The organism is Paenibacillus eucommiae (assembly GCF_017874215.1).
GTDB classification, from domain to species: Bacteria; Bacillota; Bacilli; order Paenibacillales; family NBRC-103111; genus Paenibacillus_AI; species Paenibacillus_AI eucommiae.
Genome location: NZ_JAGGLB010000009.1, coordinates 64,285 through 80,650, shown reverse-complemented (window position 1 = coordinate 80,650; position 16,366 = coordinate 64,285). Strand labels below are relative to the sequence as shown.

The window sequence follows — 16,366 nt, the reverse complement described above, 5'->3', positions numbered from 1 at the left end:
TTCTATATATTCACGAGTTCCCATATCGTGATTATGTTAATATGAAAGGAAGTTGGGATAACATATCTTGAGAAGTCAAATAGTTGAAGAAAGGGGTAAGAAAATGTATGCACAAATATTTTTAGGTATCGCAATGATCATTATTGGGATTTGCAACTTATTAAATTTAAAATTTGTAATTGGTAAAAACGCAAAAAAAATCATAAGTGAGAATGAGCTTATCTCATTCCAAAAAGGATTAGCTTTACCATATTTTTTATTAGGAATAATTTTAATAACTATGGGTCTTGTTGAAAGAGAAAATATCATTAAAGGACCTGTTTTCATAGGAATATATATTATATTAGCTGCCATTCCTTTGGCTATGGCTTTAGCAAATAATAAGAAACATTCGGGCTACTATTTTTTATGGTGAAATTATACATTATCAGCGTAGTCAGTTAAGCTAACGGGACACGCTAGTTCTAAAGACAAGCAGATTAAAACCTCTACTTAGAAGCAAACTAGATTAATAGCTTCTAAAGGGAGGTTTTGTTATGAACTTGAGTGAGTTGTGGCGAGTGTACGAGGCTGATAAGCGTATTCAAGGATTTAGTCCGAAAACATTAAAACCTTACGTCCTCCAGCACAAAATGTTGATGTTGGAACTTGGCGATCTCGAAATATCAGAGATAACGTTAACAATGCTGAAAGAGTATTTGGCCAAACAAGCAGATCGGTTAAAGCCTAGCAGCCTAGGGCATCGAATTCGTTTTGTTCGTTCCCTTTTTCGCTACGCTTATGAAGAGACGTATCTAAATTCAAATCCCTCTCTAAAATTAAGAGAACCAAAATTGGATAAGCGTATTCCTAAGTTTTTGATCGAGGAAGATGTTATTCACTTAAAGATCTCTTGTCAGTCACTAAGGGAACGAGCGCTGCTTGAGTTTCTCTACTGTACCGGCTGCCGAGTTGGTGAAGTAGAGAAGATAAACATCGAGGATCTCAACTGGGAAAATCGCTCTGCAATAGTTAATGGCAAGGGCTCAAAGCAGAGAGAAGTTTACTTTACGACGGAGTGCAAAGTATGGTTAAAGAAGTACCTGGATTGCCGTGCTGACTCCTGTAAAGCCTTATTCGTAACCGATACACATCCCACTAAACGAAAGGCTATTCCTACGATCAGATGGGCTTTGAAACGGCTTGCAGATCGGGGAGAAATCGAAGCAAATGTATATCCTCATCGCTTTAGACATACCTATGCGTGCCAACTACTTGATAATGGTGCACCACTGGATTTCATCCAAGGTATGCTGGGGCATGAAAAAGCATCAACCACGCAAATCTATGCTCAGCTCCGCGGCGAGCGCCGGAGAGAACTTTATCGGCAATTTTTTTAGCATAGAACAGCGGTGGATTCACCTTTAGAAATCCGCCGCTATTCAACTAAAGGGCAGGTTAACGTGGTGTTTAGGGTTTCACTTTGTTAAACTGGAAGGATATTGAAACTCCCTAAACGAATTATTTAACGGAGTACATTTGTTTGTTAATCAGTTACAGAATAACTCTTAAAGGCTGTGGATGTGTGAGTAAAGATATTGCATATTACATGACAAGGAGCTACAACTTTATTTCCGAATATATACCTGAGAGCAATAATCATTCGGGTTTATATTTTGGTCTCGTAGAAGAACTTCCTGGGTGTCATGCTTTTGGCACAACAATGGTCAAAATGTTGAAAGAAATAGAAGTTGTCAAAAAAAATTATTTCGAATCACGGCTTAAAAACAAGGAATTTATACCCGAGCCTGGCGATATGATTATGCGCCGCCCATCCCGTGTGAGAATTCAAATTAGGGGATTAACAGATGAATGATTTTTTCGTTATTCAACTACTATGAAAATTCACTTCACCAAAATTTTCATCCTCTGTGGTGCAGCGCTGATTTTGAGCTGCATGGATGGCTAATGGGACACTATAGTTCAATAAAACAGCGGCAGTCCTAGGACTTTATTTTCTCGTACATGGCTGCTGCCACTATTTCTATTATTGGGGTCAGTCTTGTTCTTATGCCGACATTATTAGTTTGGAGGTAAATGATGAGATATTTATTATTACTTATGATTATTGTATTTGTATTAGTAGCATGCCAATCATCTAATGAAAAGCCTGATCATAATTCTGGAATTGGTTTAATCAATAAGGAAACACCCAATCTTTTTCCATCTGAGGAGAGTGACGAGATCGATTTTATCAACGTGAAACCAACATACTTAGATATTGATGATTACACTGGCGATGAACAAGCTATCGTAAAAGTCATAAATAAATATATTAAAGCCGGATATGAGGGGGATTTTAGTGATTTACCAGTTTTGAACAAAGATGCTGAAGATTATTCAATCCCGACTTTTTCCAAGACAGTAATAACACAAATAAAAAAAGTGGATTTTGACAATGTGCCTCAAGCAAGGAATAACGATACGAAGTATGTTGTTTTAGAGTATGTTCAAGTATTGTTTAATCCCAAAGGAACAAAGGGGATAGAGTACGAAGAATATCAATTGTTTATCTTCCAAAAAGAAGATGGAGAATGGAAATTTGTTGGTTCAGGGGATCACTGGGAAGGGAATATTTAGTTGATGCGAAAAAATATACTATAAAATGAGATAAAAGTAAGAGTGTAGTTTTTCATTCGCACAGCTGCTTCGCTGTATGGAAAATATAGACGATTTACTGATCTTCCTGAAGGGGTTAATCCACTCAAGTAAAAATTGCTCAACATATGTGATCAAATGCGAGCCGAATTCAAACCATTCATTGAACTGAAAAACACTGAAAGCAATTGGTACGCTTGCACTTAACTAGAGGTCACGGATGAGCAAAAATTTGGAGCGTGGTATCAGCAACATACAAAAGCAGGCTTAGCTGCATTTAAAGAAAAAAAATTTCAAGAACATATAGAAACTGATCATATAGGAACAGAAGAAATCATCGGAATGATTCTAAGCAAGATTTCAGGATCAAATTAAACGAAAGTGACCTAAGTTGATTAAACTACTAACGGATACTTTTATTCAATTATTGGGGCTGTTACCGCGAAGATCGCACCTAGGATTACAAATCAAATGGGACATAAATGAAAGAAAGGCCAAACCGAATGTTTCGCTATTGTAACCGGTGGAGGAGGTTTACGATTCATGGGAGGAACGAATGTATGGGATGCGGAGTGGGAAGTTAACGAAGAGCAGGCGCGGACGCTGATCGACAGCCAATTCCCGCAACTATCATTGAAGCAAGTGAAGCGATTGGGCTGGGGCTGGGACAATACCGTATTTCTTATCGGTAACGAGTGCGTGTTCCGGTTTCCAAGAAGAACGATTGCGGTCAATTCTATTGGTCTGGAAGGGAAGATGCTTCCGATGCTGGAGGCATATATGACCATCCCCTATCCGAAACCGTTGTTTTATGGCGAAGCAAGTGACGAATACCCGGCACCATTTCTTGGCTATGCCTACGTGCCAGGAGATTTCCCAATCGGTTTGACGGAAGAACGCCGGGCTTTATCGGCAGAGACGCTGGCGAAATTTTTGCGGAGATTGCATGAGTTTCCGGTGCAGGCGGCGCTGAAGTGCGGAGTTCAGCAAGATCATCGAAGCTTGACGGACATAGCATCGCGCAAAGTGAAATTGGCGGGCTTTCTATCGAAGGTGGTTGAACACTTGTCGCCGGAGGAGTCCGGTGTGATCGAAGCGTATATTAGCAGGTTACAAACGGACCGTGTCGAGGCGGTGAATGCAATGCTACATGGCGATCTTCATTTCAAAAATATGCTTGTGAATGAGAAAGGGATCGTTTCCGGCATCATTGATTGGGGCGATCTGAGCGTAGGCCATCCGGCTTGCGATTTGAGCGTTGCTTACAGCTTTTTACCACCTTACGCTCGCGGCGTGTTTTTCGAAACGTACGGAGGAGCGGACGAGGAAACGAAGCTGCTGGCGCGGCTGATCGCGGTATACATCCCCGTACTGATCTTAATGCAAGCGGTCGATGACGGGAATGAAGCGATTGCGGCAGAGGCGAAATCCAACATCATGCGGGCACTGTCGGATTAGGCTCATTATTTCGTTGCGGCTATGGGCTATGGCTATCGGCACCATTTTGTCGTTTAAAAGCCGTGATAAGGTACGATTCGCCTTCTCTGATGCCGCTTTATGTTAAGGAACACGAATTTCAACAACAGAGTAAGTCATTAAGCTAACGGGACACGTTAGTTTAATAAAAAGCGGTTGTCTAAGACTATATTTTCTCGTCTAAGGCTGCCGCTGTCTTTTTTGTTGGAGGATACTTATTTTATGGGATCTGTCGATTTTTAAAATTGAAAAGCCACTTGGGAACTGATAATTCTTAACTCTGCTTCGGACAAGACGACTGCTGGTCGTCGCCCCACCTGTTCATGACATGCTTGCGGGTCAGAGTCAAGCCATATCAACTCGCCGCGTGTAGAAATTATCAAATCAACTCGTCTCCTTCGATGCCGAAGCCGATCTGTTCATGACGTGAATCTGATTTCACTTTGTAAAGCAGCATCTTCAAATGAGCACGTATTTCTTCATTGGATTCCTGCGTTTTTTTCAAAGGATAAAGCAATAAAACATTATCTGGTGTCACAATAATTACAATTTCCACCCATTCAACATGTACTATCCTTATGATATACGTGTGCCGATATTTTGATACCGTTGCCGTGGCATTAAAAACCGCAGCTATCCACAGACAGGGAATGCGGCTTTGTGAGTATTGTTCGACTTTTTTCCCCCGACCTGGCCAAGCCGGTTCGGGGTGAGCTTCAGAAGGCTACAGGCTATTAAACCCGAAAATTCCAGAAAAATTTATGGTTTGATCGTTCGGTATCCTAATCACTCATAAAAAGGTCTAACTGAACTGGCTGCGGCAGCTCCCGGTTCCGGGCTTCTGGCACTACATTGAGGAAGACAGGGTTTTTGGTCACGGTCAGAAAGCGTCCAAGCAAACCTTGCTTTTTGCCGGAAAACTCATAATGGTCGATAAATCCAACGGTCTGCAATTCCTCGCAAGCCTGTTTGATTCTCTCCACGATTTTATAAACCGCCATGATTGGTTCGCGGTCGTCATCTAAAAAGTGGAAATGGCGGCCAGCTTCGTTAATTCCAGTGTCACCGCTGGTTCCTCCGAATAGGAGGCGATTAACCAATAAAGCCCTTGTGCCAGATACGATTTCAGATCGTTCATCATGATTAACGAAATGTCGAATAGATTGCCTTCCCTGTTAGCTTCCACAAGCCAATTCGGAAAGTGGATTTCAAACTTGAATTGAAAGTGGTCCGGCGTCCCGATTTTCCGCCTTAGTACAATTTGATCGATCAGACGGGTCAGGGCGATTTCCTCATACTCCGCTTTTTTAGCGCGTTGGTACTGCGTAAGGATCTCCTGGCAGATACGCTCAGCTCTTCGTCCCATGAGCCTTTGGCCGCCAGGAAATCTCCTCTGACCAATAGAAAACACCTTGCTGGCTGTCCGTTTTAGCTTGGTGTTAGTGTGATTCGTGCGGATTGTAGCTGAGGAGAGGGAATGGTTGTGGGAGGAAGAGCGTTAGCGCCCGCATTTAAAGATTTGTTCCTACCCCCACATCGATTCAAGGGAACAAATCTTTAACAGCGGCTGGAGCCCACAGCCATTCCCTCCCGTAACGCTCCCAAGTTGCGAACACGATCCTCAAAGGACACCGAAGAAAGACGTTCTTCTCAATGATCACGAATAACATACCCCGGAACCACACGAATATATATGAGCTCGCCTACTAATTCCACAATCGTCTGGGTGACGATCACAGCTGCAACCAATCCACTAAGCGGTTCAGGCAAGGCGAAAGCAAAAGGCAGCACGACTAGTGAATTGCGTGTTCCACCGCTAAAGACGAGCGCACGTCCCGCTGGAACATCTAGACGAGACCATTTTGCAAGCAAGCTTGCGATAAATGGCATGAGCACCATAAATGCGACATAAACAGGAATGGCTTGTACGATTACCCCTTGATATTCGTATATTCTATTGGCTTGGGAGGCCACGATTACAAAGAGTGTCAATGCCATAAAGGGAACAGGAAGCCATGCCGACCCATTCAGCATCCGCTCTCCGATCTTACTTTTTGCCGCCCACACCTGCGTGCCTAAAGCGAGCAGAAGAGGAACCAGGATAAGTCCGATGAAAGCTTCGATAAATGGCCCAAAGCGGATCAATTCAACTGCCTGTTTGCCGATAAAGAGCCATAGATACAAAGGCAGAAATAGCATTTGAGTAATAAAAAGAAGTGGTGTTGAGATCAGTATGAGCTTCTCATTGCCGCGGCCAAGGTGGGTAAAGACGATGACATAGTCAATGCACGGAGCTAAAAGTACAAGCATCACACCAAGTAATAAAGGCGGCTGATCCGGCAGAAATCTCGTTAGGAGCCAGACTAGCAAAGGAACTGCTGCATAATTGGTTACAAGCAAAGCATAAATGAATCTTTGATTGGATAACGTCTCTTTTAAACGGAAAAAGGGGATTTGGGTGAACATGCTAAAGAGCAAGATGGCAATAACCAATGAAGTTATATGCCCCAGTGATGTAGAAAACGTTGGCCATACGATACCTACAACGGCAGCAACGATAAGAGTACCCGCATAAATCGGGATTTGTCTTTGCTCAAGTGTATCTCTTGCCATCATAGCTTTAACGTTCCCCTTTAAAATGTTGATATCAACAATTATAACGTATAGATGCGGGTTAAAGGGCAATTCGTCTTAATTCCATATAAGCTGGACCGGTTCGTTTGATTCCAATCTATTCTGGCTATTTTTTGAGCAAAATCACTTCATCAGGCACCTTATCCGTGTCTATGATTTGAGAATCCTTGCCCTTCAGGTACTTATTAAAAAAATCAAGGAGAAGGGCATTCATGATGTCTTCCATTTTGTTGGGATCTATTTCTCCGAGCATGGCCTGCTCGACTTCCTTACCTTCTATTACGCCTTTTGCGATGTAGTTTTCAGCCATGATTTCGTTGTAATCAGAAAAGTTTGCATGTGTGCTTTTTTTGAACGTTGCTATGTAGGCATCATTCTCGGCGTTCAGATAAGGAAAGGTTAGAAAAAGCCCCACATCATTTTGCATGAGCATGATTGGTTTATGGATTGGCTTCTGCCAGATGGTGCTGTAGAAGAAGCCATCAAGATTGGCGCTGGCCTTAATCAGGTCGGATACATGTGTCAGGCTCAATGCGGTAGAACCTCCGTAGGACATTCCGAAAGCACCGATATTCTCCCTATCGACATGGTTATGCAGCGCAGAACTTTCCTGTTCGGCTTCATTCAGAAAGATGTCGAGGGCCACAAGGCTGTCTTTTATCCAAATTTCACTATGAGCTGTGAATCCGGGCTGGTTGTCAATCATTTTTTTATAGTAGTCGCTATGCTCCTGGCTGCTTGCATCTTTGCCATCTTCGGCGAGCCATGCGCTGTATTTGGTGAACATCCCCATGCCGATTGCGTCTGCTTGAAAATCCTTCATCATTTTTTCCATATCAAGCATCATCATCTCACCATTGGGCAGCTCATACGAGCCTCCGCCCTGATGGCCTATGCTGATTACAATATAACCATGGGACGCAAGTTCCTCGCATTGAACTGTGTTAGCTTCACAAAAGAGGCTGAATCCATGGCTGAAAAGGAGAAGCGGGTGCTTGCCATCCCCTATGGGAGCGTTGATATATGAATTCGTTTCAATACCGCTGGTTCCCTGGAGGATAGTCTGGCTGACATATTTTTTCAGGTTTCCTTCGCCGGTACCTTTTGCGGGATAAAAGCATATGCCGGGGATAATGCGGTTTTTATCGTCTTTTTCATCCGGATCGTATGCATAAGAGAATGGCTTACACCCTACTAAGTAAGGTCCGCTAGGTTTTCTGAGTTTGTGTTTTTCTTTGATTTTCATGAGTTCTCCTTTCAGAATTTAAAGTTGTATATCTACATTGTATAACATTGAAGCAACTAGGAAACTTTGTGGGGCACTTATCCTTATTGTTTAGGTTTTTAATATAAAAAAGTTTAAACCAATGATATAATGTTTTGTAATCGATTTATGGAGGAAGTTAAATGGCTGCACGACCCATTGATATTGCCCGCAAACTGGGTGTCAGTACGACCACATTAAGAAATTACGAAGAGCTTGGCCTGATACCCCCTGTGCCACGTTCTGCATCTGGATATAGGATGTTTGCTGAGGAACATATTGCTTATTTTATTTGTATTAGAGAAATGCTGGCTGGTTTCAGTCTGACACGAATATCAAAAATGTTGAAAGAAGTCTTGGCGAAAAAAATAACTTCTGCGTTATGGATGGCTAATGAATCACAAGCAAACCTGCATCAGGAAAAAATAATCACTGAAAAAATGCTGCAACTGTTTCATAAAAAACATTCAAAAATTAGCACAAATCCTGCGCTGCTGACGATAAATGATGTGAGTAGGGAGACAGGTGTTCCAATCACAACGATTCGTTACTGGGATAAGGTTGGCCTCATATCTGCCGGTCGTTCTACGGAAAATAACTATCGCATATTCACGGAAGAACATATACGACAAGTTTTGACCATACATGCACTGAAAGCTTCTGTTTATTACAATCGCCTTCATTATTCTGTTGATAGGGTTAAAGAGGAATTGAAAGAATTTGATTATAATGACAAAAATAAAATCATAACGATAACAAACGACATCAAGCAGCATCTGGATAAAGTAAATAGAGCCCAGATAAGCGGTATAGCTGCGTTTTATCGGTTATGTACTCAGGTAGAAGCCAATCAGTTTGATAATCAAATCTAGCGCTATACAAAAAGGCATCAATCCCTTCTATCTCGAAGAGGAGCGATGCCTTTGCCACAGTGGTTAATGCTGCGTTTGAGATGTGGGTTTCGTGACCCTGGATAAGGCTTTTCTGTATTCAATCGGATAAACACCTACGTGCTTTTTAAAAATATTCGAAAAATAGGTGACATTAGTGAAACCAATCATAGTAGAAATTTGATTTGATTTCAAAGTAGTCTGAGCGAGCAATTCCTTGGATTTTTCGACCCTTATACGGTTTAGGTAATTGGAGAACATATCTCCAGTTGTTTTTTTAAACAATTGGCCCAGATAAGCGGCATTGACGTTAAACGTATCTGAGAGGGTTTTGAGCGACATTTCTTGAGCGTAATGATCATCGATGTATGCCAGAATGGTTTTGATTGTGGGGTGAATGTTTTCATATGTCATTTCCAAATGGTCCATGTAATTACCAATAAACAGTTTCAGCCATTCAGATAGATCGGTTTTTTGATGCGTGCGCAAAATATCGAATAGAGCATGACCTGTGCGACGATGGATTTCATCCACATGAGTACCAGGGAATTGGAGCGTGCCAAATATATGGATCAATATTTCCATCGTAAGACCTAGGACATATTCAGGGGTGACGTCCGCCCTGTGCTTAAGCCTCTCAAAGATGGAATCGATGCATAGGAACGCCTCTGTTTTGTTATTGGAAATTATAAAACTCTTTAACGATTCATAATCAATGGTAAAATCATCATTAAATTTCACCATATTTTTCTTTAATTGTTCATAATTAGTAACTGAATTAGGTGGCAGTAAACGATAATCTTTAAGTGTATAGGCATGCTGGTAGCTTTTGTGGAGTAATTGGTATCCTTTCTCGATGGAGCCAAGAGCAATACAAACATCCATTTTCAAAAATTGATTGATTTTTTGTATGCATAGTTCCAACAGCATATGAATTTGATCTTCATCGATTTGGCCATGATTCCAAGCAAATATTATAATAAGGTCACCGCTCAAACTATTGAAGAGAATTGGATTCCCGCTAGGCCCCAGAATTTCTTGACAAATATTAAGTGTGGAAAATGATGAATGATCTTGCTTCACATCATGAATCGATAATTTTGAATGACTTAAACGACTAATGATGCATGCCATGTACATGTTATAATTAAGCTTAATCTGAAGAAAACCAGCACGGTCTACAAGCTCGTCATTCCGAATGGAATGAGTGACCCATCGGTTGAGTATATTTTCTTTGACAATATTGTAATTTTGCCTGTTCTGAATATCCAACTGCAGCTCCTGATCGATTTTTTTGATGGAGTGGAGGATTGTATCTGACAGTTCTTCTTCTTCTACAGGTTTTAACAAATAATTTTCAATGCCTAATTTTGATGCTTCTTTAACAAATTCAAAGTCGTCGTAGCTGCTTAATATGACAATCTTGATATTCAGACCTTTTCTTCGGATTGTCCTGATCAGCTCCAAACCATCCATATTTGGCATTTTGATATCGGTAATCATAATGTGGATCATGGTTTGTTCGACGATTTCCATAGCTTCAATACCGTCTTTGGCACTGGCAACAATCTCAGCGCCATGCTCCTCCCAGTTAATTACATACTGCAAACCTTTAAGGATCAACATCTCGTCATCAACGATCAAAACCTTGTACATGTTCAAACAGCTCCTCCTTCGTTAATGCGAGAATCGTTAGAATGACTTCGGTTCCCATGTGATGGCTACTTTTAATTTGCAAACCGCAATTATCCCCGTAGATAAGCCTCGTTCTGGATTCGACATTCATAAGGCCAATACTCTCTTGACTGTACATATGCAGGTTTTTCAACTTATTGGTAATGGAAGCTAAACGCGTGGCATCCATTCCATGGCCATTGTCCGAAACTGACAACACGATGTAATCATTCACTTTGCTTCCTTTAACCGTAATCACATTGTCGTTTTTGTTTAAATTAATGCCATGGAAGATTGTATTCTCAATGATAGGTTGCAACAAATGTTTGGGGATTCCGTATGGCAATATTTCGTCTTCGATGTCAATGATCACTTCCAATAGTTCCCCAAACCGTAAACTATATAGTTCAAGAAAAGAGCGGCAATAACGCAATTCATCATCGATCGAAATCATCATCTCATCCTTAATGCTGCTGCGAATCAATTTGGCGAGAATTTTAATCATTTGGCTAACGGTTTGATCTTGAGTGATGATGGCCGTCATTCTTATCGTTTCCAAAGTGTTATAAAGAAAATGAGGGTTAATCTGAGACTGCAGCGCATAGAGCTCAGCCGTCTTTTGTTTTAACTCTGCTTCCTTACGCCGCAATTCCAAAGCTAATTCCCGCCCGATGTAATCCTCCAGTTTCTCGCTCATAATGTTCAAGTTGTATGAGATTAGCCCTACTTCGTCGTTCCTATCCTTAAAGTTGACTCGGGCGGAAAGATTCCCTCTTTGAATTTCTTTGATGGTATGCAAAACATTAGCTAGGCGTTTGGAAAAGATTGAAGTTCCAAAAAAGGATAATAATAAGATGACAATCAAACAGGCAAAAGTGGTAGATAAAATTACTTGGGTGAACTTATGTATACCCTTGTACAGATCCGATTTGGGAATGATTCCAATGACGGCAAATCCATAGTCTTCATCTCTATAAATATCGACAATGGAGTTATTGATTATTGTGGAACGATTTGGGGAAGTTATGATTTCTTTATAAGGAAATGGCTTGCCATAAAATTGGCCTGAAGAATCAAATATAATGTCTCCATCGTTAGTTAAAATTAGAATGATGCCTGTCAAATTTAAATTAAATCTTTCGTAGGCAGATTTGACCGAGTCAGCATCGTAAGTTGACAACATATACCCTACATACAGGGAAGGATCGTTCGGATCCCTGAGATAATCGTATATGGCGTACATGAATTTAGGGTCCCGCCCAGTTGTTTTGCTGAAAGAAGGAATATAGTGAATTCTTTGGGAGTTGATATGAGCATCTGATCTGGAATTGTCAATAAAATCGCGGATCGTGGGTACATATCGGGTAAGTCTCCCGTTCCGGCCAGTAGATAATTGGAGATCAAAAGATGGATTAACTAATAGCATGTCTGACATATGCGTATCGCTAGGCAACGCCCTTGATGTCATAAAATGATAGATGTAGGCGGTTTTTTCTACGATTTCTGAAGAAATAGCAGATTTGTCAGATGGATCGGATTGCCTGTATTGGTTCACATCCTGGAATGCCTGAATGACCGAGTACCCTCCGCTATTCTCCAACAAATCACCATAATATATGTAATTCATCGTTTTCTTGAAAGTTTTATTTTGATCAAGGAAATAGGAGCTCACCGATTGAAGGATTTGGCTATTGTAGCTAATCGCCTGCTCCTTGAGGGTGTTCGAAATATAATAAAAGATGAAGAAGACCAAAATACTTACAGTGCTTATGATAATGAGTGAGTTCAGGAGCAGCAGCTTGTTTAAGAAACGACTTTTTATATACTTGGCAATCCATACTCGAATCATAAAATCACCATTTCAACAGACTATATTTATTTAGACATACTATAACATATTCGATTTCGCTTTTGAACACGTTGGATAACTAGTTACGAATGAAAAACAGGGATATCCATAATTTTTGTAAATAAGCCAAAATCATTGTAATGGTTGAATGTAGTCATTTGACTATATAATACGAATAGGGATAGGGAAATCGCTTACAACGTATCGGAGGTATTGAGTGACAATGATAAATGAATCAATGAAGAACATCGAGCCAAACAGGGGAGTGGGATTAACAGGCAAAACAAAGACAAAAGTCAAGTTGTTCCTCTTGATTTTGCCGTTCCTTATCATTACCTTTGTGTTTTATTACCTGCCTCTTTTCGGATGGTCCTTTGCGTTTGTTGACTATATCCCAGGGGTGCCTTTGTATAAGCAGACGTTTGTTGGCTGGAAATATTTCGAAATCATTTTCTCTGGTGGCAATGATTTTGTTCAAGTCATTCAAAATACGTTGGCGTTAAGCTTTCTTGGCCTTGCCACCGCACCGATTCCGGTTATCTTTGCGATTGCGCTTACAGAGATGCGGATTCCAATTTTATCGAGGTTCATTCAAACCGTCGCTTCTATCCCCAATTTTATATCTTGGATCTTGGTTTATGCGGTGTTTTTCGCTTTGTTCTCTTCAGGAGACGGACTGATCAACAAAGTATTGCTGGATACACACTTGATTCAAAAACCATTGGAACCATTAATTAGCGATACCTATGCATGGTACATTCAACTGCTGATTGGGTTATGGAAAGGAACGGGCTGGGGAGCTATTATTTATATTGCCGCAATTGTGGGCATCGACCAGGAACTGTATAACGCAGCCAAGGTGGATGGCGCAGGGAGGTTTCAGAAAATATGGCACATTACAATCCCTGGCATTATCCCCACTTTTTTTGTCCTGCTGCTGCTCTCCATTTCCAACATACTCAGCAATGGTTTCGAGCAGTATTACGTGTTTCAGAATCCGATGAATATCAGCAAGCTAGAAGTTTTTGATACTTATATTTATCGGATGGGTATCGCCAACGCAGAATATTCCTTTTCAACGGCTATGGGAATCTTCAAATCGGTTATAAGTATTGCCCTGCTGCTGCTTGCCAACCTTTTATCCAAAGTCGTGAGGAAAGAGACCATTATTTAAACATGAACAAAGCGAAGAAGGTGTTTCTACATTGGAGAAAATTAAAAATTCGTTATTTCAAATGATTAATTCAGGATTATTGCTGCTCTTTTCGTTTTCCTGTATATACCCGTTCTACTATATCATAATCAATTCCTTGAGCAATCCCGCAGATATCGCGAATGGGGTGTACTTCATTCCAAAGAACATCACTTGGGCGGCTTATCAACAATTGTCACACATACCGAATCTCTACCATAGCGTGTTCATTTCCGTTGCGCGAACGATTGTTGGAACCGTCCTGACGGTTATGAGTTGTACTTTTGTTGGATACTTGGTTACCAAGAAGCATATGCCCTGTCGCAAATGGATCTATCGATTTTTTATTTTCACCATGTTCTTCAATTCAGGATTGATTCCTTGGTACATGATCATGAAAGAGCTCCATCTGAAAAATAACTTTCTGCTTTACGTATTGCCAAGCATGATTTCTGCATTCTTTATTATTTTGATTAAAACATACATAGAATCGCTGCCAACCTCCCTGGAGGAATCGGCAGAGGTGGATGGCGCCGGCACCCTCACGATTTTTACCAAAATCATTTTTCCGCTGTCTATGCCGATTGTCGCCTGTATTGCCGTATTTACGGCCGTAAACCAATGGAACTCTTGGGCCGACAACTTTTACTTGGTGAGCGACAGCCGTTTGGATACGCTTCAACTTCTATTATATAGGAATCTTCAATCGAACATGGCGAATATGCTGCAGTCGTCAGCAAGTTCCACTACTGCTGCGTCTATGTCTAGTTCCGCACATGTGACAGCTACCTCCATCAAGCATGCTATGACGGTGATCACTGTGCTGCCCATTCTTGTCGTTTATCCACTGATGCAGAAGTATTTTGTCAAAGGGATCATGTTGGGTGCGGTTAAGGGATAGTTCATTTCGATAAGAATGGTCTGCGAAGACTGTTTTTATAAAAAAATCAGGAATTGGGGGATTTGCCTTGAAGAACAAAGTGCTATTCATTATCGTATCCATCATTTTGATTGTCGCCCTGGCCGGATGCTCGGGTGGTAAGACGGACGAAGTAAAGTCGTCCACGGAACCTGGCGCAAACGAGTCCACGAAAGGAGAAGCTGAGAACAAACCGCCCGTCAAATTGAAAATCGCCGCATTTACCTTGAACAGTGTGCCAAACGGGATTGCCCAGGACCCAGTCGCCAAGTATATTCAAGACAAGCTGGGCATCACGATGGATATTACTTCGGTAGGTGGCGGTGATGACTGGCCCCAAAAACTGAACGCGTTAATTGCCAGCAACGATTTGCCGGACATCTTCCTTGTTACGGATCCGGTGAAGCAAATTCCTCAAATGGTGAAAGCCGGCCAAATCCAGGAGCTCGATGACTTAATTGAAAAGTATGGAAAGAACATCTTGTCCGATAATTCCGGTAAAGCGATGGTCGAACTGAATAGGCAATACAGTACGGATGGTAAGCTCTATACCATCGGCATGAATCGCGGAACCTGGGATGCCGGCACGCAGCAGCTTATGGGACATTTTATCCGCTGGGATCTTTATAAGAAACTGGGTTATCCGAAACTGGAAAACTATGATGAGGATCTCTTGAATGTACTTCAGCAAATGCAGAACGCTGAGCCTACTACAAAGGACGGCAAGAAGGTTTACGCCTTGGGTGGATGGTTTGCCGACGTGCAAGGTTGGGGGGATGGGGCGCTTGCAGGTCCGCTTGCATTTGCTGAAGGACAAGTAGGCATTTCGGGCGGGGATAAGCTTGCGTTAGCAGATATCCTAAGCAATACGATGTCTCCCAATAATGAACTTACCGACAAGAATGGCATGTTCTGGCGCAGTCTGAGATTTTACAACAAAGCCAATCGGATGGGGATTCTGGATCCGGATTCTTTCTCACAAAAAGCTGACACCTATGAAGATAAGTTGAAAGCCGGAAGATACCTATATACGCCTTTAGGTTGGGACATCGATCAAGTGAATAGAGGATTTGAGGAAGCAGGAATGCCGGAAAAAGGCATGGTCGGGGTCCCGGCACTTCATACGGATAAGTATATATTAATAAATATGCTGCCTGGTGGCGAGAGAGTGTATGCAATCTCCAAAAACTGTAAATACCCGGAAAGAGCCTTGGAACTGCTGGATTTCCTCTCCTCTTACGAGGGTTCAAGGCTCGTATGGAATGGACCTGAAGGTGTAAACTGGACCATGGAAAACGGCAAACCGACGCCAACGGATGAGTTTCTTCAACGGGGCGGCGATGACGAATTCAAAAAGGAAACCGGTGCAGGTGTGTTCCATCACTTTGTTGGCTTTGCCAGCGCTACAATTGACCCTAATACCAATACGGCAGTTAACCTGTATGAATGGTCAGATAAGTCGATAGCGAATAAGCTAAAGCCTGTTCATAAGGACATGCTGGAGCATTATGGAAAAGAGACTCTATTTGATCTTTATACCTCCAACGTGAAAGCTTATAAGGCAAACTCGCTATTCAACCTGGGTGAACTGCCGGATGATCTGAAGACTTATGATACCAATCTCCAAGCCTATATTTACAAAAATGAATTTAAGCTCATTTCTGCGAAAGACGATGATGAATTTAACAAGCTTCAGGAGCAATTTATTAAAGGGTTGGATCAATTCAAGACGGATGAGATTTTCCAGTACTGGAAAGCCAAAGCAGATGAATCTTCCATCAAAATGGCACCGATATACGAATTGTTGAAATAATAATGAAGTGAAGGAAAG

The 16,366-nt window shown here is 41.5% G+C and carries 17 protein-coding genes; 9 read left to right on the top strand and 8 right to left on the bottom strand.

Annotated features, from left to right (window positions below):
- Window positions 1–67 precede the first annotated feature (67 nt).
- The 5 genes from J2Z66_RS15060 (at window position 68) to J2Z66_RS15040 (ending at window position 4,095) form a co-directional block, all read left to right on the top strand.
- The gene (locus J2Z66_RS15060) at window positions 68–415 is read left to right on the top strand and encodes a hypothetical protein (RefSeq protein ID WP_209972267.1); all 348 of its coding nucleotides are present in this window, start codon (window positions 68–70) and stop codon (window positions 413–415) included.
- A 121-nt stretch (window positions 416–536) separates the two neighbouring features.
- Entirely contained in the window at window positions 537–1,379 is an 843-nt protein-coding gene (locus tag J2Z66_RS15055) for a tyrosine-type recombinase/integrase (protein ID WP_209972266.1), read from the top strand.
- Window positions 1,380–1,564: 185 nt separating this feature from the next.
- Window positions 1,565–1,855: a type II toxin-antitoxin system HicB family antitoxin gene (locus J2Z66_RS15050; RefSeq protein ID WP_209972265.1), complete on the top strand. Its 291-nt coding sequence runs from the start codon at window positions 1,565–1,567 to the stop codon at window positions 1,853–1,855.
- A 224-nt stretch (window positions 1,856–2,079) separates the two neighbouring features.
- Window positions 2,080–2,619 (top strand): hypothetical protein, encoded by a 540-nt coding sequence (locus tag J2Z66_RS15045; protein ID WP_209972264.1) that lies wholly within the window; start codon window positions 2,080–2,082, stop codon window positions 2,617–2,619.
- Window positions 2,620–3,180: 561 nt separating this feature from the next.
- Window positions 3,181–4,095, top strand: a complete 915-nt coding sequence (locus J2Z66_RS15040) for a phosphotransferase (RefSeq protein ID WP_209972263.1) — start codon at window positions 3,181–3,183, stop codon at window positions 4,093–4,095.
- Between the two features lie 257 nt (window positions 4,096–4,352).
- Here the strand turns inward: J2Z66_RS15040 and J2Z66_RS15035 are convergent, their stop codons facing one another.
- The 6 genes from J2Z66_RS15035 to J2Z66_RS15010 all read right to left on the bottom strand — a co-directional run bounded on the left by J2Z66_RS15035 (window position 4,353) and on the right by J2Z66_RS15010 (window position 7,993).
- Complete coding sequence (locus J2Z66_RS15035; RefSeq protein ID WP_209972262.1) at window positions 4,353–4,496, bottom strand: type II toxin-antitoxin system PemK/MazF family toxin; 144 nt, start codon at window positions 4,494–4,496, stop codon at window positions 4,353–4,355.
- Entirely contained in the window at window positions 4,493–4,651 is a 159-nt protein-coding gene (locus J2Z66_RS42640; RefSeq protein WP_245375565.1) for a hypothetical protein, read from the bottom strand. The genes J2Z66_RS15035 and J2Z66_RS42640 overlap by 4 nt, the downstream gene beginning before the upstream one ends.
- Before the next feature lie 244 nt (window positions 4,652–4,895).
- On the bottom strand, window positions 4,896–5,096 hold the full coding sequence (locus J2Z66_RS15025) for a hypothetical protein (RefSeq protein ID WP_209972261.1): 201 nt from the start codon (window positions 5,094–5,096) through the stop codon (window positions 4,896–4,898).
- Window positions 5,097–5,134: 38 nt separating this feature from the next.
- A complete protein-coding gene (locus J2Z66_RS15020; RefSeq protein ID WP_209972260.1) occupies window positions 5,135–5,479 on the bottom strand; it encodes a hypothetical protein in 345 nt (114 codons plus the stop codon).
- Between the two features lie 284 nt (window positions 5,480–5,763).
- On the bottom strand, window positions 5,764–6,729 hold the full coding sequence (locus J2Z66_RS15015) for an arsenic resistance protein (protein WP_209972259.1): 966 nt from the start codon (window positions 6,727–6,729) through the stop codon (window positions 5,764–5,766).
- Window positions 6,730–6,853: 124 nt separating this feature from the next.
- Window positions 6,854–7,993 (bottom strand): alpha/beta hydrolase family protein, encoded by a 1,140-nt coding sequence (locus tag J2Z66_RS15010; RefSeq protein WP_209972258.1) that lies wholly within the window; start codon window positions 7,991–7,993, stop codon window positions 6,854–6,856.
- A gap of 161 nt (window positions 7,994–8,154) precedes the next feature.
- On the opposite strand from J2Z66_RS15010, the gene J2Z66_RS15005 reads away from it, so the two are divergent.
- Window positions 8,155–8,883: a MerR family DNA-binding transcriptional regulator gene (locus tag J2Z66_RS15005; RefSeq protein ID WP_209972257.1), complete on the top strand. Its 729-nt coding sequence runs from the start codon at window positions 8,155–8,157 to the stop codon at window positions 8,881–8,883.
- Window positions 8,884–8,946: 63 nt separating this feature from the next.
- On the opposite strand, the gene J2Z66_RS15000 is transcribed toward J2Z66_RS15005, so the two are convergent.
- Both J2Z66_RS15000 and J2Z66_RS14995 read right to left on the bottom strand, forming a co-directional pair.
- Entirely contained in the window at window positions 8,947–10,557 is a 1,611-nt protein-coding gene (locus J2Z66_RS15000; RefSeq protein ID WP_209972256.1) for a response regulator transcription factor, read from the bottom strand.
- Window positions 10,535–12,424, bottom strand: a complete 1,890-nt coding sequence (locus tag J2Z66_RS14995; RefSeq protein ID WP_209972255.1) for a sensor histidine kinase — start codon at window positions 12,422–12,424, stop codon at window positions 10,535–10,537. Before J2Z66_RS14995 ends, J2Z66_RS15000 begins: the two co-directional genes overlap by 23 nt.
- A gap of 223 nt (window positions 12,425–12,647) precedes the next feature.
- Here J2Z66_RS14995 and J2Z66_RS14990 point away from each other — a divergent pair, with 223 nt between their 5' ends.
- From J2Z66_RS14990 to J2Z66_RS14980, 3 genes are all read left to right on the top strand, one after another.
- Window positions 12,648–13,598: an ABC transporter permease subunit gene (locus tag J2Z66_RS14990; RefSeq protein WP_245375582.1), complete on the top strand. Its 951-nt coding sequence runs from the start codon at window positions 12,648–12,650 to the stop codon at window positions 13,596–13,598.
- 31 nt (window positions 13,599–13,629) lie between these two features.
- Window positions 13,630–14,517 (top strand): carbohydrate ABC transporter permease, encoded by an 888-nt coding sequence (locus tag J2Z66_RS14985; protein WP_245375564.1) that lies wholly within the window; start codon window positions 13,630–13,632, stop codon window positions 14,515–14,517.
- Window positions 14,518–14,584: 67 nt separating this feature from the next.
- Window positions 14,585–16,348 (top strand): extracellular solute-binding protein, encoded by a 1,764-nt coding sequence (locus J2Z66_RS14980; RefSeq protein WP_209972254.1) that lies wholly within the window; start codon window positions 14,585–14,587, stop codon window positions 16,346–16,348.
- Window positions 16,349–16,366 lie beyond the last annotated feature (18 nt).

What these genes read in the sequence shown, in the direction of transcription:
- J2Z66_RS14995 (WP_209972255.1), bottom strand. Translation starts at nt 12,424, where the DNA reads ATGATTCGAGTATGGATTGCCAAGTATATAAAAAGTCGTTTCTTAAAC.
- J2Z66_RS15005 (WP_209972257.1), top strand. Translation starts at nt 8,155, where the DNA reads ATGGCTGCACGACCCATTGATATTGCCCGCAAACTGGGTGTCAGTACG.
- J2Z66_RS15040 (WP_209972263.1), top strand. Translation starts at nt 3,181, where the DNA reads ATGGGAGGAACGAATGTATGGGATGCGGAGTGGGAAGTTAACGAAGAG.
- J2Z66_RS15010 (WP_209972258.1), bottom strand. Translation starts at nt 7,993, where the DNA reads ATGAAAATCAAAGAAAAACACAAACTCAGAAAACCTAGCGGACCTTAC.
- J2Z66_RS15000 (WP_209972256.1), bottom strand. Translation starts at nt 10,557, where the DNA reads ATGTACAAGGTTTTGATCGTTGATGACGAGATGTTGATCCTTAAAGGT.
- J2Z66_RS15055 (WP_209972266.1), top strand. Translation starts at nt 537, where the DNA reads ATGAACTTGAGTGAGTTGTGGCGAGTGTACGAGGCTGATAAGCGTATT.
- J2Z66_RS14990 (WP_245375582.1), top strand. Translation starts at nt 12,648, where the DNA reads ATGATAAATGAATCAATGAAGAACATCGAGCCAAACAGGGGAGTGGGA.
- J2Z66_RS15015 (WP_209972259.1), bottom strand. Translation starts at nt 6,729, where the DNA reads ATGATGGCAAGAGATACACTTGAGCAAAGACAAATCCCGATTTATGCG.
- J2Z66_RS15045 (WP_209972264.1), top strand. Translation starts at nt 2,080, where the DNA reads ATGAGATATTTATTATTACTTATGATTATTGTATTTGTATTAGTAGCA.
- J2Z66_RS15020 (WP_209972260.1), bottom strand. Translation starts at nt 5,479, where the DNA reads ATGGGACGAAGAGCTGAGCGTATCTGCCAGGAGATCCTTACGCAGTAC.